The following is a 25104-nucleotide window of genomic DNA, read 5'->3' on the forward strand; positions in this document are numbered from 1 at the left end:
CACCCGGCGCTCCCCACGCCCCCGCCTGGCATTGTTTCGCGACCCCATCGGCGCCACATCCTCCCGGTCCCCCACGGTTTTACTCCCGGCGGACGCGGCGGTCAACCGACGCCCGTGGCCTGGTTGCCTACGCATGTTTCAGGGTATGAGCGAAAAGATTTTCAAAGACCGTGTCCTGGACCAGAGCGCCAAGGACAAGAAGGACATCGGGGACTGGATGTACAGGTCCGGTGGCAAAGTCCTCGGCGCCATCCTGATGGCCTGGGCTGTAATTCTCCGCGGTATTTGGCGGGTATTTGGCGGCGTTATATGGCGCAGTCAGGTGCCGATGAGCAGGGTTTAGTGTGCTGCCTCGACGAATTCCTTGGTGATGCTGGTGAGCTGGTTGGGGACCCGGACCGAGGAGGCCGGCCCGTATAGGCATAAGATCGAATCACACGGAGCAGCGGAGGCCTGTTATGGGCGGGAACCGACCAGAGGTCAGCAATACCCGGCAAGGAAACAACCGCGCCAGCGCGGGGCTGGCTACCCAGCTCAGTGACCTCGCACGGGAGCTGCAGCAGGAAGACGATGTCCACGCCGTCTTGTCCGGCATCGTCCAGGCTGCCCTGGACCTGATCCCGGGTACCGCGCATGCCTCGATTAGCCTCGTTACGGGCAGGAAAAAAGTTGATTCCGAAGTCGCATCGGGAGAACTCCCCCGCCAAGTCGATGCCCTGCAGAGTTCCACGGGGCAAGGCCCCTGCCTGGACGCGGCCTACCACGAGCGGGTGGTTCGTGTTGCCGACCTCAGCAGGGAAGACCGCTGGCCCGACTTCTCGCAGGGCGCCGTGAAACTCGGGGCACGGAGCATGCTTTCCAGTTGTTTGTAGAAGGTGACCGGCTAGGCGCGTTGAATCTCTACGGAACCGGCCCGAATGCCTTCGACAGCGAATCCGAGCAAGTCGGCTTGCTTGTCGCCGCGCACGCCGCCGTGGCATTCGCGGACTCCCAAAAAATCAATCAGCTCGGCGAAGCGCTGGTTGCCCGGCAGGTCATAGGCCAGGCCGAAGGCATCCTGATGGAGCGATACAAGCTCACCGCCGAGCAGGCCTTCCTTCTCCTCAGCCGCGCCAGCTCCAGATCCAACATCAAACTCCGGGACATTGCCGAACACCTCACCAGTAGCGGTGAATTCATCACTCCGAGACTCCCCGCTGCCGACAGCTGAACGGCCTCGACGGCACAACAGCGGCCGGGACACCCCGGGCATGTCGTTGATTGAAGACATGGCGTCGACCCCGCCGACAATCTGGGCCGGGCAAATCCCGGCGCTGTCCTGGGCGTATAGTCAGGGGAGGTCAGGAAGCGGCCATTGGAACCTCATCGTGGAGCCACCATGCCGAAGCCTTCCCCGCGTCTGCCTTCCTCCGTTCAACACGCATCCGTATATCGAAGCCGACCATTTGTCCCGGCGCCAGCCGGGTCCGACGCCATTCCCGTCGATGAACTGCCCTGGCGCTCAACGCCCAGTACGTTTGAGATCGTCCGTGCCGACGGGGGAGGGTTCCTCCTACGGCTCGTTGACGGGAATGGGATGGTGCTGGCCCTCTCCCGAACTTACCCCGACATTTCCGCCGCAGTGAAAGGTGTCGAGGCTGTGCGGGAAGGCGCTGCCACGTCCCACATCTCGGACCAGACGGCCCTCCCTCCGGTGCCGACCGGGCCCGGGCGGATGCCTGGTCCGTGAGTGCCCGCCATCCCCTGGGCGCAGTCCAAAGGCACGCAGCCAGGGCCCGCCGGACGGCCCGTCTCCCCGGCCATGCAGACTTGCGGAAGCCATGCGCGGGCCCCGGGTCCGACGCGGCGCCGCACCGGGTCCAACCGCCCGCGGGTCAGAACGACTGCGTACCACCACGTCGTCAGCGTGCCTAAGACATCAGACACCGACGCTTTAAACAGCGAAGCTGACATGACCGCCGACACGGGATTCCCTGTCCGGTGGCTGCCGATCACCATTGGGGGTGACCGGCAGCCACCGGAGACTCACAGCCGATGACCGGCACGGATACGATACTGCGATCACCACTTCCGTGCATCGGTTTTTTGACAATGGATTCTTCGACACGAGTGTGAAACCATTCCTTCTCTGGGCATTTCGCGCAGCCTTGGCCACCGGAGCGCAGGAATCAGGCGAGTGCCAGCCCTGCCGGGCGAGCTGACCGAACAGCAGGGAGCCCTGCTCGGGCGCGGAGGGTTTTGACGTCCGGACTGGATTGTTGCCGTCAGAGGGTTCGAAGCTCCCGGACGGGATCTACCTGGGGTGGCTTGTGAAAAAGTCAAATATTCGACGCTAAGGTTTTCCGTGCACCGTAGAGGGTGAATCGCACCGGGTTTGATGGAGACATCGATTACCCGGAAGGCCGATTCCCATGCCAGCACAACGGAAGTACCCGGTCGAGTTGCGTGAGCGCGCAACACGGATGGCCATTGATGCAAGGAAAGACCCTGCGACCAGCACCGGCGCATACCGCCGGATCGGCGAGCAGCTCGGGGTGAATCCCGAAGCGCTCCGGACCCGGGGTGAGCCGGGCCGAGATCGACGAGGGCCTGCGCCCGGGGAACGACAACGGCGGACGCGGACCGGATTACTGAACTCGAGCGTGAGGTCCGCGAGCTGCGCCGGGCGAACACGATCCTGAAGCAGGCCTCGGCTTGTCTATCGCGGCGGAGCTCGACCGCCCGTCGAGGTGATGTGCGCCTTCGTGGACAAGCACCGCGATGAACACGGGGTCGAGCCGATCTGCAAGGCACTGCAGATCGCCCCGAGCACGTACTACGCCCACCGTTCCCGGCCCGAGTCCGCCAGAAGCATCAAGGACAGGGAGCTGGCCGAGGAGATCCATGACATCCATAAGAGGAACTACGGTGTCTACGGGGCCCGCAAGATCCACAAGGAACTGCACCGGCAGAAGGGTGGCAAATGCTGTGTCACGAAGGACAGCGCCGGAGCGGACGCCAGTGAAGACTTCCTCCGCGGCAGCATGATGCGCCAGCTCGACCTTTGATTTGCCTGCCACCTTGCATTCCGGGCATTCTGATCCGTTTGAGCGGCCGCTTAGGGAGCTTTGCCAAACATGCGCCGTGTTGGTGGCACAGATCCACTGCGGAATGAAGGGTGTCAAGGCGTGGGTCCGGACATCCCAGGCGGTGAGTGGATTTGCCGGGCTCCACTCAGCGGCCAACCCTGGATCCTGCCAGGCCAGTGAGCCCAGGATCGTGCGGCACTTCGGGCACCGCAGCCGGGTGTACTTGTCACGATCGCGGGGTGTGGCCTGCCATTCGTGTCCGCAGCAATCGGCCCGCCACCACACAGTGCGCTGGGAGTCCCAGACAACATCCTGAGGCGTCAGCTTGCCGTTGCGCGTCGGATGCCATTGCGAAGCCATCTCCGGCAGTGTGTCCGCCAGCCAGTTCTTCTGGACCTTCCGGGTCTCGGCGCCCCGGCAACTCGGGCATCCCGACTTGAGGAACGTAAGGGCAGAGATGCGGGGGTTGTGGCCGGCATGGCAGCGGAAACGCATGAGCCCGTTGCATTCTGGCTTCCCTGGAGTTCCCACTCCGTGCAGCTGCCCTACGCCCGTGGCGGCATCATCCACCTGAGGGGCTTCCTGGGCTCGGTCGAGGCCTACAGCCAGGATGTCTTCGACATCATTGCGGCCGGCACCTCACTGGAGCGGATCGACGAACTGGCTGGCGACTATAGCGGCATCAAGTACAGGCCTCCGAAGTACGGTCCGCTGCAGGACTACATCGGGTGGGAGGCGACGATCCGCCTCGTCCCAAGGACGGGCAGCTAGACCGCACCAGCCGCCGGTTCGCCCCGGAGGCACCACGGCCGATAGCTCAACCAGGCGAGGGCGAAACAGGGACCAGGGCCGGATTCTAGACACTCACGGCACCGCCAACATGCTAGCTCCAGAGCACCGCGAATGGTCGCGGAAGATCCGGGTTCAAATCCCGCAAGCCGACAACAAGAAGGGCTGTCCCGGTGAGCCGGGGCGCCCCTTCCGCACGCATGGGGAAGATCTGGCCACCTTCGAAGCAAGCCCGAAGGCGAAGAAGGATCTTGTCGCCACGCTGGAGCACACCGCGGCCCGGCACGACTACCTTCTCGGCATCCGCGATGACCTGCCCGCGGACTCCACTGCTAACAAAACTAATGCATTGCATTAGGGTCTGTAACAACACATAGGAGTACCATTAGTGCAGGAGGAATATGACGTTATGGACGGAATTACAGTGCAGCTCGGCGAGCACCTGCGGCAGTGGAGAATCGTGCTTGGGCTAAGCCAGGAGCTGGCTGCGGACAGGGCGAACTTGTCCATGCCAACGCTGCGGCGCATTGAGCGCGGGGACCCGGGCGTCCGGCTCGGAAGCTTCCTCGCCCTGGCTGACGTCCTCGGCCTCTCCGACCGGCTGGCCGAAGCAACAGATCCTCTGGAAACCGATCTGGGACGCCTGCGCGCGCACCTCCTGGGCCGCCAGCGAGCCCGGAGAAGCCAGTGATCCACGAGGTCTGGGTCGACAACCGCCAGGCCGGTGTCTTCTCCATCGACGTACGTCCCGGCTTTCAGAAGCCGTCCATGACATTTACCTACCTCGACGAATGGCTCGCCGACGGCAGCGCTTTCGCCATTTCACCCGACCTGCCCCTGCAGCGTGGACCGCACACTCCAGCCGCCCACAGGACCACGTTCCTCACCTTCGACGACGCCGCACCTGATAGCTGGGGCCGTGGTCTCCTTCTTGCCAGCCTGCGACAGCGCGCCCGTGAACACGGAACACCGTTCACGTCGCCGTCCGAAATTGACCTGCTCCTGGCTGTCGATGACGCGACGCGCCAAGGCGCGCTGCGCTTCCGCACCGGCACGGACTTCCTCGCCGCCGAGCACTGGCGGGCCGATCTTCACGAGCTGCCGATGCTCGTGCACGCGGCGCAGCGCTTTGCCGACACCGGTGAGATCGACAGCGAGGTCAGCGAACTCATCGGCGTCGGGTCCTCACCCGGCGGCGCGCAGCCGAAGGCCTGGGTTCGTGATGACGTCGGGCAGATGCACCTGGCCAAATTCCCGCGGACTTCCGATGTGACCGACACCTCGGCATGGGAGCTCACGGCGATCCGGCTGCAGCGCCGGGCCGGCATCCAGGTCCAGTCCTCCTCCACGGTCCCTCTCAGCGAGGGACAGTCAGTGTTCCTCACGCGCAGGTTCGACCGTGATGGGGAGCGCCGCCTCCCCTACTGGAGCTTCAAGAACGCGTTCGCCCTGGCCCAGTACGAGCACCCGGACTACGCCACGCTTGCCACAAAGGTCGCCGCGATCTCCGCCCGGCCCTCCGCGGATGCTGCCGAACTCTTTTCCAGGGCCGCTTTCATTGCCCTGGTCAACAACATCGACGATCACATGCGCAACCATGGACTGCTGCATATCGGCAATGGCTGGCGCCTGGCCCCATCGTTCGACGTCAACGCATCAAGAACCGGCCGCTCCGACACGCCACTCACCCCGGACGACGACCCCGGGGACCGCGACATCAGACTGCTCGTCAAGCACGCCGATAGCTTCCGGCTCACTCATGACGAAGCGGTCCACAGGATCCGGCTCGTCAACGAGGCCGTGTCACACTGGCGCGAGGATGCTATCACCTCAGGTATCCGGGCGGACGCACTGGACTTCATGGACGAGGCGTTCGAGGGAGAAAACCGGGCACGGGCCGCCGCGCTCAGCGACATCAGCAGGACGACGATCGATCTGGCCGCCGGGCCTGTATCGACGAAAACCTCCGGTGAGGTCTGGGTTAAGCCTCATCAGCGGAAGGACAGATTCGTCGATGGACACTTCCGCCGTCGTCCCCAATGAGGGCATGACGCGGCCAGGTACATTTTGCGGCCCGGCATTCGCCCGGTTGGTGACAGTGGCCCTGCACTCCGCACACATGAGGTCCCATGAGCATCCACATCCGCAACATCCCTAACGACGACCCTAACGACGACCTCGTCGCCCTCACCCCGCAACTGGCCGGGCTGCACATCCAGACCGGTTCCACCGACCACAACGGACGCTTGGTCTCCGGCAACATCGAGAGCGCCAAGGCAATGCCCGATGGTCGTATCGCCATCAGGCTGACCCGCTACATGAACGGCCGGCATGTCCTGGACAGCGTCACGGTCCCGTCCGGCAATGACCAACTGGGCCGCCCGTGGCGTACCGCCGTCCATGTCCGCGAAGACAGCCAGCTGTTCGCAGCCCTCGAGGCGGCCGCCTGACCGGCGCGGCGCACCGGCCACCGGCGGGTCAGCCCGGGTAGAAAGGAAGGATGGGACGCTCCTGAGTCCCCTCCCTGCTGTCCGACCGGGCACGCTCTCCTGACCCGCCGTACACATGAGGACCATGACCTTCTCCCGCACCCGCCTCGCCTTGTTCGCTGCACTGTTCGTCGCCGCCCTGGTGATCGTCGGTTTCCTGTACACGAGCTCGCAGAACTCCCACGCCGCGGCCCCCAACGCGGCAGCGTCGTCGACCCCCTCGGCCTCCGCCGACAGCGAGGACAGCTCCGCGGACACCGGACCGGCGGACGGAACCACGCCTTCCGTGGCGGCAGTCCCGGCGGGACCGGTGACCGGCGCGGCCCCTGATGTGAAGTCGATCCACTCCCCGGACAAGGTCGCCATCGACCTGGCCCTTTCGCCGGGCCAGTGCAAGGTCCGCACCATTGACGCCGCGGCCGGCCTGTACCTGCCGGACCCGTTGTGCACCCCGGGCGCGGTCGATCCGGCCGTCACGCAGGACAACCTGGCCTCCACGATCTGCAAGTCCGGCTACACCACCACCGTCCGGGCGCCGGCCTCGGACACCAACAAAGTCAAGGCCCTGAGCCTGACCCAGTACGGCCAGACCCGGGCCGCCAGCACCGAGTTCGATCATTTGGTGTCACTCCAGCTTGGAGGGTCAAATGCCGTATCGAATCTGTGGCCGGAGCCGAACCGTGCAGGGGCGCCGGGCACCACCAACCCGAAGGACGCCATCGAGACCCGGCTGAACAAGGCCGTCTGCTCGCACAAGGTCACCCTGTCAGCCGCGCAGAAGGCGATCGCCCACAACTGGGTCACCGCCGAGAAAGACCTCGGCCTGTAACCCTCCCGAAAGGACTTTTTGTGTCCCCGCGCACAGGAGCCCGCCTTTTTGTACACGACGCAGGGTCCAAGACTGCTCATAAGAGTTGACGCAGACTGCATAATCTCAGTGAGCACCATGAGCCGAAAGGGGTCGGGAATGCGCAAGCCAGGTGCCGCCTTCGCCTTCTATCTGCTCAGTATTGTGCTACTCCCGGTCTCGCTACCCGGCTATGTGATCTGGGTGGGCAAGCTCCTGGCCGCGAAGCCTTCCGGTGTGTCGACCAGCGCGCAGGCCCCGCTCTCCGCCAGGTGGGCAATGCACAATTTCGGCGTGCGCGACGACCAGGCCGCGAACCGGCTGTTGCCCATCCTGCCCGGAGTGCCCTGGCTGGCCATGCGGTCGGCATTCTGGCCGACGGTCTTCGCGCACCGCGTGACCGGCTTCGTCCCGAAGACCTTTCGGTACCCCTTCGAGGGCGAGATCCGTCCGCATGCCGAGGCGTCGGCCAGGGTTACGTTCTTCGACAGCGCCGTGGACCACTTCCTCCCCGGGGTGGACCAGTTGGTCATCCTCGGCGCCGGCTTCGACACGCGCCCATACCGCCTCCCGCAGGACAAGCCCGTCTACTCCTTCGAGATCGATGCCCCGAAGACGCAGTCGGTCAAGCGCGACATGCTGGACAAGGCAGGGATCGACGCGCGCAAGGTCACGTTCGTGCCCGCGGACTTTGAGCAGGATGACTGGCTCGCCAAACTCGTGGACGCCGGCTTCGACCCCGGGCGCCCGGCGCTTTTCCTCTGGGAAGGCGTGACGATGTACCTCGACCGGGAAGCGATCGAGGACACGCTGCGCAAGGTCGCGGGTTGCGCCAAAGGCAGCCTGCTCGCCTTCGACTACTTCACGACCGAGGCCCTCGAGTCGAGCAGGCCTTACTGGCGGTACGGGAGGGCGGCCGCCAAAGCAGTGGGCGAACCGATAAAGTTCGGCGTGGACAGTACGCCGCCGTCGCGTGAGCGCCTGTCCGAACTTCTCCGATCCGGCGGGTTGGCGCTTCTCGAACAGCATGGGCTCGGTCGCGAGAGCAGGAAGAAGCGGGCGTGGGGTGGCTTCGCGATTGCCATGGTGGAGTGACGCGGCATGGGGTGGGTCCGCCTCGAATCCCTCCACGAACGAACGCCGAAACCGGGGACGAAAGTCCATGATGAGGTACCGGCCAGCCGGCGTAGAGTCTCCACAAAGCAGTGATACCGGATCGAGGGATAACCGATGACACTTGAAGGCTGGAACCCGCTGGCGCTCTTGCCCGTCGTGCTCTTCATCGTCTTTGCCGTCCTTGCTGTTCGGGCCGCACTCCGTGCCCGAAAACGGAACCCCGAAGACTAAAGCCACGGCTGAGCCGCCAGTCGCCGGCAGGGTCAATGGCGGAAGCTGCGCATTCAGCAGGCCGGACCGACCGTACAGATTCCGTGAACCATGCTCCCCTCCCGATCCGTCCCGGCGGGGACCATGCATAGATGGGGCAGCCAGGTGAAGGGGTCGCCGGCGACCGGCCCGTCAGTGGACGAGGCCGTGGACGAGGTTGATGACGGTGGCGAGGTCCGACCTGATGGCCCGGGCGGACGCCTACATACACGGAGAAAAGGATCCCGGCGGTTCCACCATCCCGTAATAATTGGTCAAGAACATCTTCCTGTGGGATGAGGGAGAACATCCACAGCAGTTCGAAAGGTGGTTGAAGCGGGCCTGGCAACCCAGTTCAGCTACACCGTGAACGCGAAGCGGATGCTGGAGCTCTACCTGAACTACGCCCAGTTCGGCTCCCGTCTGTACGGCGCCTCCGTGGAACATGTCGGAGTACCAGTCGGCGCAGCTGATGGGGGTGTTGCCCCTGCCGGGCCTTGTCCGCCGCGACCCCGGCGGAGGTATCGACCTGAGTGGGAATGCTCCCCCTAAAGTCCGGGACCTGGTCAACGGGGCCGCCAACGCCTGGCTCCCCAGCCAGCTTGAGGGTCTGGGCGGGTGGGAAGCCGCCGTCGCGACGGTCGGCATCACGGACACCGCCGCGGATCACGCCGATCAGCAGGACAACTCGTGTTCGACGATGCCTCAGAGCGTAAAGGACCGCCTCGCCACAGAATTCGGCTGACCGCAGCTGCCAACGGACGGCGCCCGGTTCACGCTTCTCTGTGACGGCAACATCTGGACGGTCCGTGACAGATTCCGCGTCGCTGCCTGTCGAAATGTGGCCTGGCTAAATGCTGCCGGGCCGGTCGAACCGCTGCCCGGCCGGGTTGGACGGCAGGATCGTCATGATCACCACTGCGAGGGCGCCGACAAACGGCACGAGGGCGATGAGCATCAGCCAGCCGCTGAGGTTGACGTCGTGGAGGCGCCGCGCCATGAGGGCCAGCGACGGGATGACGGTGCCCAGGCCCCAGATTGCTGCGAGTAAGCCGCCGATGACGAGCCCCGGACCCGGGGCCGAGCTGAACGTCCCGGAGGTCGCCATGGCCCCGCCGCTTCCGGAGGCGATCAGTATCTGCAGGATGATGGAGACGCCGAAGGAGACCAGCATCCACCACCAGTATTCGCTGCGGCTGGCCCGGCCATGGAAGACCGTGTACTTCTTGAAGAACCGGTTCACCGCGGCTCCGAAGGTCGCGCCGCAGTAAGGAGCCCACAGCGGCGGTTCGCCGCCCTGCCAGGGCTGGGCCTGCTGCTGTTGCGGGTATTGCGGATAACTCACGGTGTGCCCCCATGCTGTCGAGTGATGAAACGAGCTCATCGTAAAGCGCCGGCGGGGCGAAACGACGTTTTAGGGACAGAATCTTTTTTATTGCGGCTTTCCGTGGCCGGGGCATAAAAAGGGAGGGACCCAGCATTGCCGAAGACCACGGTATCGGCAGGGTCGATGACCTTGGCGATGACGCGACTGTTGCCAGGATCGTATTTGGCTGGGCCACCCTCGGCGCGTTTTCATCCCGGACGACGCGGCGGAATTCGCCATCCTGCCCGGTGGCCAGAGGGCGCTGCCTTCGCCAAATATGACACTAACCCCCGTTTAGGGGCGGATGCGCAATGTCTGGCACAAACGCCGTTTTACCAGGCCGTCGACGCCGCTTCCCTGGGGCGGCCCATCAGAGGCGCACGCAAGGAAGCATCCCTGACACATCGGCAGCCCTCCTCTCAACCGGGCCCTCGTGCCGGACAATTCCCTTGCCGAACCGTCGCATGCGGACGCTTACAGGGGTCGCCGTAGTACTCGCCGAAAATCGGGCGGATATGGCTGACTCCCTTAGCTGGAATCCACGGAATCGTTCTGGCAGGAGTGGTCGGCCAAATGCAAGATCACGGGGGCGTACCGGGAAGCCATTCAGCGCTCGCTGATCACCCTGAAGGCCCTCACCTACGCCCCGACCGGCGGTATCGTTGCCGCCGTTACCACGTCCTTGCCCGAACAGCTGGGCGGGCCGCGGAACCGGGACTACCGGTACTGTTGGCTCCGCGACGCGGCGCTGACCCTGCAGGCGCTTCTTGCCGCCGGTTACACGGATGAGGCGGCCTCCTGGCATGACTGGCTGCTGCGCGCCGTCGCCGGAGACCCCGCCGACCTGCAGATCATGTACGGCATCCACGGGGAACGCAGGCTGCCGGAAATGGAGGTCCCCTGGCTGGCAGGCTATGAAGAGTCCGCACCGGTGGGGATCGGCAACGGGGTGGCGGCCCAGCTGCAGCTGGATGTGTGGGGCGAAGTGCTGGATTGCCTGTCACTCACGCGGAACTCGCTCCTGAAGCACACCGACGAGGCATGGGATGTCCAGGTCGCCCTGATGGAACACCTCGAGGGCGCCTGGGACAGTCCCGACAACGGGCTGTGGGAGATGCGCGGCCCCCGCCGGCATTTCACCCACTCCAAAGTGATGGCATGCGTGGCGGCGGACCGGATGGTCAAGGGCGAGCGGGATTCAAACCTGGTCGGGCTCGCGGACCGCTGGGAAGCGCTGCGCGACAGGATCCACGACGACGTCATGGCCAACGGTTTCGATGCCGAACGCAACACCTTCGTACAGTCCTATGGGCGGCCGGAGCTGGACGCCAGCCTTCTCCTGATACCCCGGGTGGGCTTCCTGCCGCCGGATGATCCGCGGGTGGCGGGCACCATTGAGGCCGTGCAGCGTGAACTGATGCACGATGGCTTCCTGCTGCGGTACCGTCCTGCGGAAAGCGACGATGGCCTGCCCGGAGATGAAGGCGTGTTCCTGGCCTGCTCGTTCTGGCTCGTGGAGGCACTGATCGGCGTGGGCCGGCGGCGCGAAGCCAAGGAACTTTTCGAGCGGCTGCTGGCGCTGCGCAACGACGTCGGCCTGCTGAGCGAGGAGTGGGGGGTGGAAACCGGCCGGCAACTGGGCAACACGCCGCAGGCGTTCAGCCACTTTGCCCTGGTCATGAGCGCGCTGGACCTGCACGAGGGCAGCGTGCACCGAAGCGACGCACCGGTGCGGGGACGCTGAGAGCGACTAGCGCAAGAAGTCCGGGCTGAAGGAGTTGAGGTCGACGTGGATTCCGCCGATGTCCTGGCCGAGTTTTTGCTGGACACCGACACGCATGTTCCCCGGCACGTTCCAGCCGCCGTAGGAAACCGGCGCGGGCGAAAGAAGGTCCGGAGTCCAATGCTCGTAGTCGAAGGCATGGAAATCCCCGTCCCACAGCGGAAGATCCGAGAACTCGCTGCTGTCGCCCATTATCAAGGGCCAGTGAGTGTGAATGCCGTAAACAATGGGCCGCACGCCCATGGCCCGGACACCGTCAACCATGTTCCTGGTAATGGGCGGTTCGCCTAGCTCGACGTCCAGTGCAAAGAACTCTAGCTGCTCACGGTACGGACCGGTGGCCTCTATGCCGCCCTCCCAGCATTCCGCGTTGCGGGTGTAGACGGCAATTTTGAGTCCGGCGTCCAGCGCCATCTTGAGCTGCGTTTGTGTCCGGTCCCATGGAGTGCAGGTCCCCCACGCGGTTGAATGCATCACGTACAGCCGGAAGCCCGCGTTGTAGGCACTGACAAACCAGCCCGGGTCGGTGATGGTGGCGGTGGTGTCCAGGACTTTCACCGACGGTTCCGCCGAATGCGCCGCGGGGGCAGCGAGAGCGCCGGCCACGGCCAGGGCCAGGAGCGAGGTCAACACCATTGTCAGTATCTTCTTCTTTTTCATCGGGTCTCCAGGGTGGTCCTCTCGCACAGTGTAGGACTCCCGGGGCTGAAGAGGAATAGCCCGCCGTTTGGAGGGATTCGAGGCCCGCGCCGGCCTGCCGCACAGTCACATTAGGTTCAACTGGAAGCCGCCGCGAGCGGCGTGCTTCCATGGTCACGGAACCAAATTGCAGCAGCCACAAAGGAGTGTTGACCGGTAAAATCTGCGCGGCTCGGAGCTCCTGGCAGTGAACAGCCGGCCGTACAACCTGACGGCCCTGACGCCGGCGGAAAGTGGTTTTCCCTCACCGGACTCACAGCCGACATTAACGGCGCCTTCCTGGAAAGCGGGGGAATCGGGCAGGCCCGGGATGCGCTCGCCGCCGGGACACTGCCGGAGATCACCGGCGCCGCGCAGTTGCGCATGGGGTCACCGGTGGCACGGCCGGGTGCCGTCGTGGACATCGGGCTGAACTACGCCGGACACGCCGCCGAGTCCGGAGCTCCCGTCCCCGATGTGCCCGTGGTATTCCTCAAGCCCACCAACACCGTGGCCGGTCCGTTCGACGTCGCCCCCATCCCGCCGCTTTCTCGTCGGTCGCGGACCCTTCGGGGAGGAACGTGAATTCGGTGGCGCGGGCAAGCAGGTCGGCGTCCATCGGGATCTCCCGGGCGAGAGCGACGAAGAGTACGGTGCCCGGCTGGATCGTGTGTTGGACGATTTCGCCGCACGGGTCACGGCGGCGGGGGTACGGGATCTGGGAATCCGGCGCTGGCCGGAGGGCCTGCGGACCGAGATCGAGTAAACCTGGGAGCACGTTCTGGAGCCAAAGAATTACGGCTGGTACGATTTCTGGCAGGCCACCGGCACAGCTGGTCGCAGCCTCCCTCATGCCCCGTGATGCAGCGCGGATTTTACGGTCCCGACGAGGGACCGGAACCCGGGGTCAGCAGCCAGCCCGTCGAGGAGGACGGGCCCGTGGGCTCCGGCCAGCGGGATGCACCAGTTCGGGTACTCCGTGCTGGTGCCGGGCTGGTTCTGGGTGCGGGTCTCCCCGACCGCGTCGACAAGGGCCACCCCCAGCAGCAACGACGGCGACAGCGCCGTGTATGCATAGAGTGCCTCGACCGTCTCCCTGACCCCTGCCTCAGCATTATCCGGCAACAGTCCGCGCTCGCGGACCAGCGCCAGCACGGCTTCCTGCTCGGCGGCGGCTTCGGCGCGTTCCTCAGCGACCGGGCGCTTCAACAGCCCCAACGACTCGCGGAGGGTGACGTGTTCACCGGCCAGATAACCCGCCGTCGGAGGCAGATCATGGGTGTTGACGCTGGTCAGGCACTGCCGGCGGTATCTTTCCGGTGCAATCGGGCCGTCCGCACCGTGCTCGAACCAGAGGATCGAGGTGCCGAAGATCCCCCGCTCGGCCAGATAGTCCCGGACCCACGGTTCAAACACGCCCAGATCCTCGCCGATCACGATCGCCCCGGCGCGCTGTGCCTCCAGCGCCAGGATTCCGATCAGCGCCTCGTGGTCGTAGTAGACGTAGGTGCCCTCTTCCGGTCCGGCGCCCGCCGGGATCCACCACAGGCGGAACAGTCCCAGGACATGGTCCACGCGGATCCCGCCGGCGTGGCGGAGCACCGTCCGGAGCATGTCGCGGTAGGCGGCATAGCCGGATTCGGCGAGCCGGGCCGGATGCCAGGGCGGCTGGGTCCAGTTCTGGCCCTGCTGGTTGAACATGTCAGGCGGCGCCCCCACGGTGACACCCCGGGCAAGCACGCCGTCGAGGGTCCATGCGTCCGAGCCGCCGAGCTTCACTCCGACGGCCAGATCATGGATGACGCCGATCTCCATGCCGGCCTGGCGGGCCGAGCGTTGTGCCGACTCCAACTGCTGGTCGCAGGTCCACTGCAGCCAGCGGTGGAAGTCGATCCGGTCAGCGAGTTGGACGCGCCGTTCCGCACAGTAGGGCGTTCCCGGATCAGCAGCGTCCCCGGTCCACTCCGGGGCCGAGGGTGCCAGCCGTTCGGCGAGCGCACACCAGAGCGCAAAGTCGTCGAGTCCCTGCCCCTGTTCCGTGCAGAAGCCGGCGAACTGGCGTTCGCGGCCCGGGCCCCGCCGGACCTTGAACACCAGCTCAAGGGCGGCCAGCTTCGCTTGGTAGCTGGAATTGCGATCCAGCAGCCCGGCGGAGCTGTTGGCCGCGTGCAACCGCCCGGCGAGTGCTTCCACCTCGGCCCGCGCTGCCGTGTCCAGGTAACCGTATTCGGGGATCTCCTCCACCCTGAGGTACAGCGGGTTGAAGAAGCGCCTGGTGGTCGGCAGGTAGGGGGAATTCTCGACCGGGGGCCGCGGTTCGGCGGCGTGCAGCGGGTTGACGAGCACGAAGCCCGCACCCTCCTGTCCGGAAATCCCGGCCAGGTCAGCCAGATCGGCGAAGTCGCCGATCCCCCATGAGCGCGAGGACCGTACGGAGTAGAGCTGCGCGGTCAGTCCCCAGTTGCGCCGTCCGGCCAGCAGTCCGGTGGTGCGGAGCCGCTGCGGCGTGACCACGAGCGGACATTCGGCAGTGCCGCCGTCCGCCTCGGCCAACAGGGTGTGCCAGCCGAGGTCCAGATGGTCCGGGACGGCGAACGTCGCGCGGCCGGTCAGGACGCCGTCGACGTCGACGGGACCGTCCCAGTTATCGTGTTGGACGGCCGCGTGACGGCTCCCGTCCTCGGCGATGATCCAGACGCTGACGGGACTCCCGTGCGGCACGTGGACGTCAACATGGACTTGCTGCCCCTCCCGCACGACGACGACCGGCGGCAGGGTGCGCCGCCAGGGCGCCAGCCGGGTGGCGTCCAGCGAGCGCTGCATTTCGGCCGGCCCGTTGTTCGGGACCCCCAGGGCGGCGAGGACACCGCGCAGGGTGCTTGGGGAGACGGACCGTTCGACGCCGTCCCACCCCCGGAACGTTGTCCCTACTCCGTTGGCCGCTGCCAGTTCCCGCAGCAGCCCGTCGTCGTCGGTGTTCACGTTGTCGTGGTGCGTAGCGTCCGTCATGGGCCCACTCTAAACGCTCCCCCTGCGGTTTCGACGGAGACGGGCGGATCACGTTAGCCTTGCAGCCTATGGTCGACATCGAACAGTTCCCGATCCTCCTTCTTCCCACGGACAATCTCGCAGGGACGTGGTGGGACCGGATCGTCTCCGGGTTCACCCAGTCCCCCATCCCCCATGTGACCAGCACCGAACTGGCCGTGGTGATCCTCCTCGCCGTCGCGCTGTCCCTCCCCCGTGCCACGTGGCGGTACTTCGGCTTGTTCGCCACCGTCACCCATGAGCTGGGCCACGCCTTCGCCGCCCTCATGACGGGTCAGCGGCTGGGCGGGATACGGTTGGGCCTGGACCACTCCGGCACCACCACCACCTACAGCAGGGGCCGGCTGCGCACGGTCTGGTCTACGTTCTGGGGCTACCCGGTGCCGGCCGTCGTCGGCGCCACGATGGTCTGGTGCGGCTTCAACGGCTGGGGTCCGGCGGCGATGTCGGTCGGGACCGTGGTGCTGCTGGCTTCGTTCCTGTTCCTCCGCAACGGGATCGGCCTGCTGATCACGGCCGCCGCGGTGCTGGCCGCCGTGCTGCTGGTGCTCTTCGTCCCGCCGGAGTTCAACGGGCACGTGATGATCGTGCTGGGGCTCGCGCTCCTCGTTGCCGCCGTCCGGGACCTGGGCAAACTGCTGTCCGTCCACCTGCGGCGCCGTGACCAGCTGCCGACGTCGGACGCCTTCCTGCTGTACCGCGCAACCCGCGTGCCCGCCCCCATCTGGATCCTGCTGTTCGCCGCCGTGGTTGCGGCATCCTGGTGGTCTGCCTGGCAGCCGATGGCCCAGGTGCTGGCAACACTTCTCGGCCAGGGGCCAATCCCGGCATAGGCTGGGACCATGAGCCAGACATCCACCAGCACCGACCACCGGGACGATCCCGGATACTCCACCAAGGGCGCCTACGTCACCGGCGGGGAAGAATTCACCCGGGACACCAATTACATCGAGGACCGGATCACCCGTGACGGCACCCCGGGCAGCAACGGCGAACCCGGCTGGCCGGTTGAACCCGGCCGCTACCGGCTCATCGCAGCCCGCGCCTGCCCCTGGGCCAACCGCACGGTCATCGTGCGGCGGCTGCTGGGCCTGGAAGACGTGATCTCCCTCGGCCAGCCCGGCCCCACCCATGACGCACGCTCCTGGACCTTTGACCTGGACCCGGGTGAAAAAGATCCTGTCCTTGGCATCGAGCGGATCCAGGACGCCTATTTCCGCCGCTTCCCGGACTATCCGCGCGGGATCACGGTGCCGGCCATCATCGATATTCCCACCGGCCAGGTCGTCACCAACAACTTCCCGCAGATCACCCTGGACTTCTCCACGGAATGGACCGCGCACCACCGCCCCGGCGCCCCGGTCCTCTACCCGGAGCACCTGCGCGAGGAAATCGACGCCGTCAACAAGCGGGTCTTCACCGAGGTCAACAACGGCGTCTACCGCTGCGGCTTCGCCGGTTCCCAGGATGCCTACGACGCCGCCTATGACAGGCTCTGGACCGCCCTGGACTGGCTGGAGGAGCGGCTGTCCGGCCAGCGCTACCTCGTGGGTGACACCATCACCGAGGCCGATGTCCGGCTGTTCACCACCCTCGCCCGCTTCGACGCTGTCTACCACGGCCACTTCAAGTGCAACCGGCAAAAGCTCAGCGAGATGCCGGTGCTGTGGGCCTACGCCCGCGACCTGTTCCAGACACCGGGTTTCGGCGACACCATCGACTTCGTGCAGATCAAGCAGCACTACTACATCGTCCATGAGGACATCAATCCCACCGGCATCGTCCCGAAGGGGCCCGGACAGGACAACTGGCTCACCGCACACGGCCGGGAATCGCTCGGCGGCAGGCCGTTCGGCGACGGCACACCGCCGGGCCCGGTCCGGGCCGGAGAGGAAGTCGCCCCGGGACACGGGGCGGCGTGACCGCCCGGGCCGGCAGGCTCCGGGGTTTCATCGCCGCAAGCGTGTCCTCGGCGCTGCTGTGGCCCCGGCTCCAACTGGCCGCCAAGGCGGGCCTGGCCGCCGGCCTCGCTTTCTTCATCGCCCCCTATATGCCCGGATCCGCGGCGGACTACCCCTACTACGCGCCGCTGGGCGCGCTGGTCGCGATGTACGAGAACGTCGCGGGCTCCATGCGCCAGGGCATCCAGACCCTCGTGGGGCTGGGACTGGGAATCGGGCTGGCCTACGTGCTGTTCGTCCTCGGGGAACCGTCACCGCTCACGGTCGCCATCGTCATGGCGTTCGGCGTCATCCTTGCCGGGCTCCCGAGGATCGGTTCAGGCCGCGACTGGATCCCGACGGCGGCGCTGCTGGTCCTTCTCGTCGGCGGGCACAATCCCGACCGGTTCTCCTTCGGCTACCTCCTGCAGATGGGCGTCGGAGTCACCGTGGGAATCGTCGTGAACCTGCTCGTCTTCCCGCCGCTCCACTTCCGGGCCGCGGCGCTCAGCCTCGCGGAACTGCGGCTGGCCCTCGCCCGGCAGTTGCGGGACATGGCGAAGGCCTTGAAGGAAAGCTGGCCGCCGGAGCACGAGGACTGGTCCCGCAGGTCCGAGGAGCTCGCCGGCTCGGCCCGCTCCGTCCGGCTGGCTGTGCAGAAAGCCGACGCCAGCCGCCGCGCCAACCCCCGCCGGCGGCTCCATCCGCGGGACGTGGACCTGGATTATCGGAACCTGCGGGACCTGGAGCGGCTGACGTTCCACATCCAGGACATGACCCAGGTCCTCGCGGACATCATCTGGGCCACCGACACGCCCTTCGTCATACCGGATGAATACACGGTGCCCCTCGCCGACGCCATGTCGGCGGTGGGGGACGTTCTTCGTTCCATCGAGGAGAGCCCGGAGGAGCAGGCAGCGCTTACCGAAGCCGCGGAGGCCGCCGTAAAGGACCTCACCGCCCGGATCGCCGCAGGCGAAGTGGCTACGGATGCGCCGAGTGCGGCCGAGTCCATCCTGCTGAGCCTGCACCGCGTGCTGCGGGTCGTAGAGTCCGCCCAGGCCTGAACAAACGACGGCGGCGGCCACCCGCCAAGGTGGCCGCCGCCGTCGTTCGCCTCATGGTCCGCTGCTAGAGCGCGGCGACTGATCCGCTGAAGTGCTTGCGTCCCGAGCGCGGGTTCCAGGCGACATAGCCGGAGCACTGCCACGCGCCGTCGCTGTCCTCCACGGTGCTGATGTCCAGGGCCACACGGGCCGGCAGGAACACCGGAGCCTCGAAGGCCACGTCCCAGCTGAAAGCGTCGCCCTTGGCCGCACCCACGTCCGCCAGCGCCCTGGACGCAAGGTACATCCCGTGCGCAATGGACCGGCGCATGCCCAGCGCCTTGGCCGTGAGGACGCTCAGGTGGATCGGGTTGAAGTCGCCCGATACCGCGGCATAGGCACGCCCGGTGTCGACGCCCAACTGCCACAGCGCCGTCGGATCCGGGGCAGTGAAGCTTACCGGGGCCGAGGGTGCCGAGGGTTTGTCGATCCCCGGCAGGAACATGCCCTTGGACAGGTAAGTGGACACACCGCGCCAGTGGACGGTGTCCTCCCCCGCCGCGCGGACCTCGGCCACGACATCGAACGCGGTGCCCGCCCGGTGGCCGCGCAGCTTCTCCACCCGGGCCCGGACGTCCAGCTCCTCGGTGAAGCCGATCCGGCGGTACTGCGCCACGCTGTTGTTCAGGTGGATCATTCCCAGCAGGGGCAGCGGGAAGTCGTCCCGATTCATCACACTCATGGCCAGCGGAAACGTCAGGGCATGGACGAACCCGGCCGGCAGGACGTCGCTCGCCGTCTCACCGATCAGGTGCTGGTATGCCGTGAGGTTGGCGACCTCGGCCTTCACTCCGCGGACCTCGTGGCTGCACGCCGGGAGCAGAGGGCCCGCATGCGTGCCGAGGATGCGGCGCCGCGCGGCCGTGGCGGCCGCGTTGACGTAGAGCTTGGAGAGGGACGGCATCTCGCCCAGGATGACGGGCTGCGAAGCGGTCATGCGCCGACCAGGTTCTGCCCGCAGACCCGCAACACCCCGCCGGAAATTCCGCCGGCGGCGTCGCTCGCCAGGAAGGCGATCGCCTCGGCGACATCGCCCGGCTGGCCGCCCTGCTGCAGCGAATTGAGCCTTCGGGCCACTTCCCGGGTGGCGAACGGGATCATCGCCGTCATCGCGGTCTCGATAAAGCCCGGCGCGACGGCGTTGATGGAGCCCCCGTGCGCCGCGATCAGCGGCGCCGTGGCACGGACCATGCCGATGACCCCGCCCTTCGAGGCAGCGTAGTTGGTCTGGCCGCGGTTGCCGGCGATGCCGCTCGTGGAGGCCACGGACACGATCCGCGGCGAGTTCCGGAAGTGCTCCGAGGCCAGCAGCGCCTCATTAATGCGCAGCTGCGCAGCGATGTTCACGGCGATGACGGAGTTCCAGCGGCCCTGGTCCATGTTGGCGAGCAGCTTGTCCCGGGTGATCCCGGCATTGTGGACCACGATGTCCAGGCGGCCGTGGCGTTCCACGGCGTGGTCGATGATCCGCTGCCCGGCGTCCTCGCGGCTGATGTCCAGCTGCAGCGCCGTCCCGTGCACCTCATTGGCCACCGAGGCCAGGTGGTCACCGGCCCCCGGGATGTCGACGACGATCAGTGCCGCGCCGTCGCGGTACAGGGTGCGGGCAATTGCGGCCCCGATCCCGCGGGCCGCCCCGGTCACGACGGCGACCTTCCCGGCCAGGGGCTTCTCGACGTCGACGGGCGGCCGCCCGGCATCCGAGCTGACGGTCAGGAACTGCCCGTCAACGAAGGCGGAACGGCCGGACAGGAGGAACCTCAGCGCCCCCAGGGTGCTGGGGCTGGTGGTACCGGCCCCGGCGGCGAGGAGGACTCCGTTGCCCGTGGCGCCGGCGCGGAGTTCCTTGGCCAGGGACCGCAGCAGCCCGTCGACGCCCTGCCGGGCCGCCGCGGCGGCGGGGTCCGCAGCATCGGCCGCGGACCGGGACACGGTCACCACGCGGGCGTTGGGCGCCAGGTCGCGCAGGGAGGCGGCTGCGCTGAGGACCGGCTTTTCCAGGTCCTCCGGGCGGGCCAGTTCGTCCAGGACCAGGACGATGGCGGCGAGCTTTTCCCTGGGTACCGCGTGCCGGCGGACGTCCAGGTTCCAGGACAGCAGGGCTGCTGCCAGGTTGTCGGCACCCTGGCCGGCGCCCTGGACCAGAACGGGGCCTTCGACGAGGGGCTGGCCCGGCGTGTGCCGCCGGAGAACCACCGGCTGCGGCAGTCCGAGCTTCCTGGCGATGTCCTTGCCCAGGCCCCGGCTCACGAATTGGGTGTATTTATCGGTCATCGTCTCCCCTTAGTGGGCTTCGAGGATGGCGGCGACGCCCTGGCCGCCGGCGGCACAGATCGAAATCAGGCCACGTGCCGGGTGCCCGTCCACGTGGCCCTTCGCGTGCAGCATCTTGGCCAGCGAGGCCACGATCCGTCCCCCGGTGGCGGCGAAGGGGTGGCCGGCGGCGAGCGATGATCCGTTGACGTTGAGCCTGGACCTGTCGATGCTGCCGAAGGCGCCGTCCAGGCCGAGGCGCGTGCGGCCGAATTCCTCGTCGTCCCAGGCCGCCAGCGTGCACAGCACGGTGCCGGCGAAGGCCTCGTGGATCTCGAAGAAGTCGATATCTTCGAGGGTGAGTCCGTTGCGCGCCAGCAGCCGGGGCACAGCGAAGGCCGGAGCCATGAGGAGGCCGTCCTTGCCATGGACGAAGTCCACGGCCGCGGCCTCACTGTCAAGCACCGTGGCAAGCTTGGGCAGCTCATGGGCATCAGCCCATTCCTCGGAGGCGAGCAGCACGGTGGACGCGCCGTCGGTCAGCGGGGTGGAGTTCCCTGCCGTCATGGTCGCCTCGGAGCCGAGGTTCTTGCCGAAAACGGGCTTCAGGGTGGCCAGCTTCTCCGGGGACGTGTCCGCCCGGAGGTTGGAGTCCTTGCCCAGCCCACGGTAGGGCGTGAGCAGGTCATCGAAGAAGCCGGCGTCGTAGGCCGCGGCGAGGTTGCGGTGGCTGTTGCAGGCCAGTTCGTCTTGGGCCTCCCGGGTGATCTTCCACTGGGCGGTGGTGAGGGCCTGATGTTCGCCCATGGACAGGCCGGTGCGTGGCTCGCCGGTGTTCGGGGCGTCCGGGGCAAGGTCCTTGGGCCTCAGGCGGCTGAGAATCTGCAACCGCTGGGGTAGCGTCCTGGCGCGGTTCAGGTCCAGCAGTACCTCCCGCAGGCCCTCGCTCACGGCGATCGGGGCGTCCGAGGCGGAGTCGACGCCGCCGGCGATGGCCGAGTCGATCTGGCCGAGTTTGATCTTGTTGGCGAGCCCGAGCACTGCTTCCAGGCCGGTGGCGCAGGCCTGCTGGAGGTCATAGGCGGGGGTCTCGGCGGAGAGTGCGGAGCCGAGTACGACTTCCCGGGTCAGGTTGAAATCGCGCGAGTGCTTAAGTACGGCGCCTGCGGCCACCTCACCGATGCGCTCCTCCTGCAGGCCGAAGCGGGCAATGAGTCCGTCGAGCGCGGCGGTGAGCATGTCCTGGTTGGAGGACCTGGTGTAGGCACCCCCTGTGCGGGCGAACGGAATCCGGTTACCGCCGACCACCACGGCTTTGCGGAGCTGCGGCAATGCACCCGCGGCTGAGGCGGCCGGGGCCGATTCCTGGGGTCCGGGTGCGGACTGTCCGTTGACGGACATGGGCTGTCTCCTTCGATCAAAGCGGGTTACCGATACCCAGCGTACCTGATACGGTGGGTATCGTGAACAACCCCCAGACCGGTCGTCCCCGCCTCCACGCGTCCGCTGCCGGTGTGCCGGACGGCGCCGTCGACGGCCGTGACTCCCGCTGGCAGGCCCACCGCGAGGAACGCCGGCGGGAACTCATCAAGTCCGCCCGCAAGGCGGTCCATGCGCTCGGCAGCGACGCGTCCATGGAGGACATCGCCGCCGCGGCAGGAACATCCAAGTCCGTTTTCTACCGCTACTTCGGCGATAAGGCGGGCCTCCAGCAGGCGGTTGGAGAGGTGGTCCTGAGCCAGATGCAGCGGCGCATCCAGGAGGCCGCCCAGGCCGCCCAGACGCCCCGCGAGGGCCTGTTCGCCATGGTGTCCGCATACCTGCAAATGGCGGAAACCAGCCCGAACGTCTACGCCTTTGTCACGCGCTACGTCCCCGGCGAGCCGGACGGCGGCAGCGCTTCGGGCGGCTCCATCGCCACCGCCGGAGCCCTCAGCCACTTCTTCGCGGCGATCAGCGATATGATCGCCCGCCCCATGCGCAGCCATCTCGGCGCCGGTCCCGGCAAAGAAGCCGTGATCGGTTACTGGCCGAACGCGGCCATCGGACTGGTCCGGAACGCGGGCGAACAGTGGCTCGCCAGCCCGGCCTCCCCGGACAAAGCGGGCCAGGAGGCGATGGCGCGCCAGATCACCGACTGGCTCTGCTTCGGGATTGCCCCCGAGCTCGAGAACCTGCCCCTGCCCTCCGAACTACCGAAGGAATCGACATGACTGAACTAGCGGACCGCGCCGCCGGCCGTACCAGGAACCCGGCAGCGTCATCGGCCAAGGTGCTCCCCGCCGTCGACGTCGCCGCACTCGGCGAGCAGTTACTGGGCAAGTGGGCGGACACCCGCCGGAAGTCACGCGCCCTCGCGGCACGCCCCGAACTGCACAAGACCGAAGGCCTGACCCATACGGAGCACCGCAAGCGCACCTTCGGCCAGCTCAAGGTCCTCGTGGAGAACGGCGCCGTCCACCGAGCCTTCCCCCGGTCCGTCGGCGGCTCGGACGATCACGGCGGCAACGTTGCAGGCTTCCAGGAGCTCGTGATCGCGGACCCGTCGCTGCAGATCAAGGCGGGCGTCCAGTGGGGACTCTTCGGCTCGGCCGTCAACCACCTCGGCACCGGGGAGCACCACACGAAGTGGCTGCCCGGCATCATGAGCCTGGAGATCCCGGGCTGCTTCGCAATGACGGAGACCGGACACGGCTCCGACGTGGCCAGCATCGCCACGACGGCCAGCTATGACCCGGCCACCGAGGAGTTCGTGCTGCACACCCCCTTCCGCGCCGCCTGGAAGGACTACATCGGCAACGCGGCCAGTGACGGCCTCGCCGCCGTCGTGTTCGCCCAGCTGGTCACGAAGGGCGTCAACCATGGTGTCCATGCCTTCTACGTGGAGCTGCGTGATCCGGAGACCAGGGAATTCCTGCCGGGCATCGGCGGCGAGGACGACGGCGTCAAGGGCGGCCTGAACGGCATCGACAACGGCCGGCTGCACTTCACCAACGTGCGGATCCCCCGCACGAACCTGCTCAACCGCTACGGCGACGTGGCCGCCGACGGCGGGTACAGCTCCCCGATCGCCAGCCCGGGACGCCGCTTCTTCACGATGCTGGGCACCCTCGTCCAGGGCCGGGTCTCCCTCGATGGCGCCGCGGTGACCGCCTCCAAGCTGGCCCTGAAGACCGCCATCCAGTACGCCACCGAGCGGCGGCAGTTCAACGCCTCCTCCCGGACCGACGAAGAAGTGCTGCTGGACTACCAGCGCCACCAGCGCAGGCTCTTCACCAGGCTGGCCACCACCTACGCGGCGGGTTTCGCCAGCGAGCAGCTGCTGCAGAAGTTCGACGACGTCTTCTCCGGCCGGCACGATACGGACGAGGACCGGCAGGACCTCGAAACCCTCGCCGCAGCGCTCAAGCCGCTCAGCACCTGGCACGCGATCGATACCCTGCAGGAATGCCGTGAGGCCTGCGGCGGCGCCGGCTTCCTGATCGAGAACCGCTTCGCCTCGCTGCGCGCCGACCTCGACGTCTACGCCACATTCGAAGGCGACAACACGGTTCTGTTGCAGCTGGTCGCCAAGCGCCTGCTGACTGACTACGCCAAGGAGTTCCGTAACGCCAACTTCGGCGTCCTGGCCCGCTACGTGGTCGGCCAGGCCACGGGTGCCGCCATCCACCGCACCGGCCTGCGCGGCGTCGCGCAGTTCGTGGCCGACTCCGGCTCGGTGCACAAGGCGGCCATCGCCATCCGCGACGAAGCCGGCCAGCGGGCGCTGCTCACCGACCGCGTCCAGACCATGGTCGCCGAGGTCGGTTCAGCCCTCAAGGGTGCCAACAAGCTGCCGCAGGACAAGGGTGCGGCGCTGTTCAACAAACACCAGAACGAACTCATCGAAGCAGCGCAGGCCCATGCCGAACTGCTGCAGTGGGAAGCCTTCACCGAAGCCCTCGGGAAGGTCGCCGACCCGGGCACCAAAGTGGTCCTGACCTGGCTGCGCGACCTCTTCGGGTTGTCCCTGATCGAGAAGAACCTGTCCTGGTACCTCATGAACGGGCGGCTTTCCATGCAGCGCGGGCGCACCGTGGGCGAATATATCAACCGTCTGCTGGCCAGGATCCGCCCCCATGCACTCGATCTCGTGGATGCCTTCGGCTTCGCACCGGAACACCTCCGCGCCGAAATCGCCACCGGCGCGGAAAAGCTCCGCCAGGACGAGGCCCGGGACTACCTCCGTGCGCAGCGCGCCAGCGGCCAGGCCCCGGTGGACGAAAAGATCCTGCTGGCCCGCAAGGGCCACGGGACCAAGTCGTCCGGCGCCTGAACCGGCCGGAGTACGACGGCGGCGCCGCCCCTCCGCCGGGGCGGCGCCATCGTCTGT

Annotated in this window: 24 protein-coding genes, 1 pseudogene and 1 other annotated feature; of the genes and pseudogenes, 19 read left to right on the plus strand and 6 right to left on the minus strand. The window is 66.8% G+C overall.

Annotated features, from left to right (window positions below; all coding sequences use genetic code 11):
• The first annotated feature begins 145 nt into the window (after positions 1 to 145).
• The 12 genes from E5206_RS12695 (at position 146) to E5206_RS19305 (ending at position 9303) form a co-directional block, all read left to right on the plus strand.
• The gene (locus tag E5206_RS12695) at positions 146 to 343 is read left to right on the plus strand and encodes a hypothetical protein (protein WP_240689710.1); all 198 of its coding nucleotides are present in this window, start codon (positions 146 to 148) and stop codon (positions 341 to 343) included.
• A 115-nt stretch (positions 344 to 458) separates the two neighbouring features.
• Entirely contained in the window at positions 459 to 872 is a 414-nt protein-coding gene (locus tag E5206_RS19600) for a GAF domain-containing protein (protein WP_240689712.1), read from the plus strand.
• Between the two features lie 188 nt (positions 873 to 1060).
• Complete coding sequence (locus E5206_RS19605; protein ID WP_240690184.1) at positions 1061 to 1210, plus strand: ANTAR domain-containing protein; 150 nt, start codon at positions 1061 to 1063, stop codon at positions 1208 to 1210.
• A gap of 1481 nt (positions 1211 to 2691) precedes the next feature.
• Positions 2692 to 2807 (plus strand) — a sequence feature (AL1L pseudoknot).
• Positions 2745 to 3047, plus strand: coding sequence for an IS3 family transposase (locus E5206_RS19450; protein WP_205759918.1), 303 nt, complete (start codon positions 2745 to 2747; stop codon positions 3045 to 3047). (Overlaps the previous feature by 63 nt.)
• A gap of 498 nt (positions 3048 to 3545) precedes the next feature.
• Positions 3546 to 3839 carry a hypothetical protein gene (locus E5206_RS12720; RefSeq protein WP_168709335.1) on the plus strand — a complete coding sequence of 98 codons (294 nt, stop codon included), beginning with the start codon at positions 3546 to 3548 and terminating at the stop codon, positions 3837 to 3839.
• Positions 3840 to 3948: 109 nt separating this feature from the next.
• Entirely contained in the window at positions 3949 to 4215 is a 267-nt protein-coding gene (locus tag E5206_RS12725; RefSeq protein WP_136322801.1) for a hypothetical protein, read from the plus strand.
• 51 nt (positions 4216 to 4266) lie between these two features.
• The gene (locus tag E5206_RS12730) at positions 4267 to 4548 is read left to right on the plus strand and encodes a helix-turn-helix transcriptional regulator (RefSeq protein WP_136322802.1); all 282 of its coding nucleotides are present in this window, start codon (positions 4267 to 4269) and stop codon (positions 4546 to 4548) included.
• Positions 4545 to 5900 (plus strand): type II toxin-antitoxin system HipA family toxin, encoded by a 1356-nt coding sequence (locus E5206_RS12735; RefSeq protein ID WP_136322803.1) that lies wholly within the window; start codon positions 4545 to 4547, stop codon positions 5898 to 5900. Before E5206_RS12730 ends, E5206_RS12735 begins: the two co-directional genes overlap by 4 nt.
• 86 nt (positions 5901 to 5986) lie before the next feature.
• A complete protein-coding gene (locus E5206_RS12740) occupies positions 5987 to 6307 on the plus strand; it encodes a hypothetical protein (protein WP_136322804.1) in 321 nt (106 codons plus the stop codon).
• Between the two features lie 124 nt (positions 6308 to 6431).
• Entirely contained in the window at positions 6432 to 7175 is a 744-nt protein-coding gene (locus E5206_RS12745; protein ID WP_205759919.1) for a hypothetical protein, read from the plus strand.
• 138 nt (positions 7176 to 7313) lie between these two features.
• The gene (locus E5206_RS12750) at positions 7314 to 8288 is read left to right on the plus strand and encodes an SAM-dependent methyltransferase (protein ID WP_168709336.1); all 975 of its coding nucleotides are present in this window, start codon (positions 7314 to 7316) and stop codon (positions 8286 to 8288) included.
• Positions 8289 to 9003: 715 nt separating this feature from the next.
• Entirely contained in the window at positions 9004 to 9303 is a 300-nt protein-coding gene (locus E5206_RS19305; RefSeq protein ID WP_168709241.1) for a hypothetical protein, read from the plus strand.
• Positions 9304 to 9408: 105 nt separating this feature from the next.
• On the opposite strand, the gene E5206_RS12760 is transcribed toward E5206_RS19305, so the two are convergent.
• A complete protein-coding gene (locus E5206_RS12760) occupies positions 9409 to 9903 on the minus strand; it encodes a DUF805 domain-containing protein (RefSeq protein ID WP_240689715.1) in 495 nt (164 codons plus the stop codon).
• 553 nt (positions 9904 to 10456) lie between these two features.
• On the opposite strand from E5206_RS12760, the pseudogene E5206_RS12765 reads away from it, so the two are divergent.
• Positions 10457 to 11668, plus strand: a pseudogene (locus E5206_RS12765) (glycoside hydrolase family 15 protein); the annotation flags it as partial.
• Between the two features lie 6 nt (positions 11669 to 11674).
• Here the strand turns inward: E5206_RS12765 and E5206_RS12770 are convergent.
• Complete coding sequence (locus E5206_RS12770) at positions 11675 to 12367, minus strand: hypothetical protein (protein ID WP_136322808.1); 693 nt, start codon at positions 12365 to 12367, stop codon at positions 11675 to 11677.
• A gap of 414 nt (positions 12368 to 12781) precedes the next feature.
• Between E5206_RS12770 and E5206_RS19840 the strand changes: the two genes are divergently transcribed.
• Positions 12782 to 12970: a fumarylacetoacetate hydrolase family protein gene (locus E5206_RS19840; protein ID WP_205759920.1), complete on the plus strand. Its 189-nt coding sequence runs from the start codon at positions 12782 to 12784 to the stop codon at positions 12968 to 12970.
• 264 nt (positions 12971 to 13234) lie between these two features.
• On the opposite strand, the gene malQ is transcribed toward E5206_RS19840, so the two are convergent.
• Positions 13235 to 15394, minus strand: coding sequence for a 4-alpha-glucanotransferase (gene malQ, locus E5206_RS12780; protein WP_136322809.1), 2160 nt, complete (start codon positions 15392 to 15394; stop codon positions 13235 to 13237).
• A gap of 68 nt (positions 15395 to 15462) precedes the next feature.
• On the opposite strand from malQ, the gene E5206_RS12785 reads away from it, so the two are divergent.
• Genes E5206_RS12785 through E5206_RS12795 form a run of 3 tightly spaced genes read left to right on the plus strand, consistent with a single transcriptional unit; the run spans position 15463 to position 18440 of the window.
• Positions 15463 to 16266, plus strand: coding sequence for a M50 family metallopeptidase (locus E5206_RS12785; protein ID WP_136322810.1), 804 nt, complete (start codon positions 15463 to 15465; stop codon positions 16264 to 16266).
• A 9-nt stretch (positions 16267 to 16275) separates the two neighbouring features.
• On the plus strand, positions 16276 to 17355 hold the full coding sequence (locus E5206_RS12790) for a glutathione S-transferase C-terminal domain-containing protein (RefSeq protein ID WP_136322811.1): 1080 nt from the start codon (positions 16276 to 16278) through the stop codon (positions 17353 to 17355).
• Positions 17352 to 18440 (plus strand): aromatic acid exporter family protein, encoded by a 1089-nt coding sequence (locus tag E5206_RS12795; protein ID WP_240689717.1) that lies wholly within the window; start codon positions 17352 to 17354, stop codon positions 18438 to 18440. Before E5206_RS12790 ends, E5206_RS12795 begins: the two co-directional genes overlap by 4 nt.
• 64 nt (positions 18441 to 18504) lie before the next feature.
• Here E5206_RS12795 and E5206_RS12800 read toward each other — a convergent pair whose 3' ends face one another.
• The 3 genes from E5206_RS12800 to E5206_RS12810 are packed head-to-tail and all read right to left on the minus strand — an operon-like array spanning position 18505 to position 22133.
• Positions 18505 to 19416: a MaoC/PaaZ C-terminal domain-containing protein gene (locus E5206_RS12800; protein ID WP_136322812.1), complete on the minus strand. Its 912-nt coding sequence runs from the start codon at positions 19414 to 19416 to the stop codon at positions 18505 to 18507.
• Entirely contained in the window at positions 19413 to 20753 is a 1341-nt protein-coding gene (locus E5206_RS12805; RefSeq protein WP_136322813.1) for a 3-oxoacyl-ACP reductase, read from the minus strand. Before E5206_RS12805 ends, E5206_RS12800 begins: the two co-directional genes overlap by 4 nt.
• Positions 20754 to 20762: 9 nt before the next feature.
• Positions 20763 to 22133: an acetyl-CoA C-acetyltransferase gene (locus E5206_RS12810; RefSeq protein WP_136322814.1), complete on the minus strand. Its 1371-nt coding sequence runs from the start codon at positions 22131 to 22133 to the stop codon at positions 20763 to 20765.
• 113 nt (positions 22134 to 22246) lie between these two features.
• Here E5206_RS12810 and E5206_RS12815 point away from each other — a divergent pair, with 113 nt between their 5' ends.
• Both E5206_RS12815 and E5206_RS12820 read left to right on the plus strand, forming a co-directional pair.
• Positions 22247 to 22945 carry a TetR/AcrR family transcriptional regulator gene (locus tag E5206_RS12815; RefSeq protein WP_240690185.1) on the plus strand — a complete coding sequence of 233 codons (699 nt, stop codon included), beginning with the start codon at positions 22247 to 22249 and terminating at the stop codon, positions 22943 to 22945.
• On the plus strand, positions 22942 to 25047 hold the full coding sequence (locus tag E5206_RS12820; RefSeq protein ID WP_136322816.1) for an acyl-CoA dehydrogenase: 2106 nt from the start codon (positions 22942 to 22944) through the stop codon (positions 25045 to 25047). Before E5206_RS12815 ends, E5206_RS12820 begins: the two co-directional genes overlap by 4 nt.
• The last annotated feature ends 57 nt before the right edge of the window (positions 25048 to 25104 follow it).

It is taken from the genome of Arthrobacter sp. PAMC25564 (genome assembly GCF_004798705.1).
Classification (GTDB): Bacteria; Actinomycetota; Actinomycetes; order Actinomycetales; family Micrococcaceae; genus Arthrobacter.

What these genes read in the sequence shown, in the direction of transcription:
- E5206_RS12695 (WP_240689710.1), top strand. Translation starts at nt 146, where the DNA reads ATGAGCGAAAAGATTTTCAAAGACCGTGTCCTGGACCAGAGCGCCAAG.
- E5206_RS19600 (WP_240689712.1), top strand. Translation starts at nt 459, where the DNA reads ATGGGCGGGAACCGACCAGAGGTCAGCAATACCCGGCAAGGAAACAAC.
- E5206_RS19605 (WP_240690184.1), top strand. Translation starts at nt 1,061, where the DNA reads ATGGAGCGATACAAGCTCACCGCCGAGCAGGCCTTCCTTCTCCTCAGC.
- E5206_RS12720 (WP_168709335.1), top strand. Translation starts at nt 3,546, where the DNA reads ATGGCAGCGGAAACGCATGAGCCCGTTGCATTCTGGCTTCCCTGGAGT.
- E5206_RS12725 (WP_136322801.1), top strand. Translation starts at nt 3,949, where the DNA reads ATGCTAGCTCCAGAGCACCGCGAATGGTCGCGGAAGATCCGGGTTCAA.
- E5206_RS12730 (WP_136322802.1), top strand. Translation starts at nt 4,267, where the DNA reads ATGGACGGAATTACAGTGCAGCTCGGCGAGCACCTGCGGCAGTGGAGA.
- E5206_RS12740 (WP_136322804.1), top strand. Translation starts at nt 5,987, where the DNA reads ATGAGCATCCACATCCGCAACATCCCTAACGACGACCCTAACGACGAC.
- E5206_RS12745 (WP_205759919.1), top strand. Translation starts at nt 6,432, where the DNA reads ATGACCTTCTCCCGCACCCGCCTCGCCTTGTTCGCTGCACTGTTCGTC.
- E5206_RS12750 (WP_168709336.1), top strand. Translation starts at nt 7,314, where the DNA reads ATGCGCAAGCCAGGTGCCGCCTTCGCCTTCTATCTGCTCAGTATTGTG.
- E5206_RS19305 (WP_168709241.1), top strand. Translation starts at nt 9,004, where the DNA reads ATGTCGGAGTACCAGTCGGCGCAGCTGATGGGGGTGTTGCCCCTGCCG.
- E5206_RS12770 (WP_136322808.1), bottom strand. Translation starts at nt 12,367, where the DNA reads ATGAAAAAGAAGAAGATACTGACAATGGTGTTGACCTCGCTCCTGGCC.
- malQ (WP_136322809.1), bottom strand. Translation starts at nt 15,394, where the DNA reads ATGACGGACGCTACGCACCACGACAACGTGAACACCGACGACGACGGG.
- E5206_RS12785 (WP_136322810.1), top strand. Translation starts at nt 15,463, where the DNA reads ATGGTCGACATCGAACAGTTCCCGATCCTCCTTCTTCCCACGGACAAT.
- E5206_RS12790 (WP_136322811.1), top strand. Translation starts at nt 16,276, where the DNA reads ATGAGCCAGACATCCACCAGCACCGACCACCGGGACGATCCCGGATAC.
- E5206_RS12800 (WP_136322812.1), bottom strand. Translation starts at nt 19,416, where the DNA reads ATGACCGCTTCGCAGCCCGTCATCCTGGGCGAGATGCCGTCCCTCTCC.
- E5206_RS12805 (WP_136322813.1), bottom strand. Translation starts at nt 20,753, where the DNA reads ATGACCGATAAATACACCCAATTCGTGAGCCGGGGCCTGGGCAAGGAC.
- E5206_RS12810 (WP_136322814.1), bottom strand. Translation starts at nt 22,133, where the DNA reads ATGTCCGTCAACGGACAGTCCGCACCCGGACCCCAGGAATCGGCCCCG.
- E5206_RS12820 (WP_136322816.1), top strand. Translation starts at nt 22,942, where the DNA reads ATGACTGAACTAGCGGACCGCGCCGCCGGCCGTACCAGGAACCCGGCA.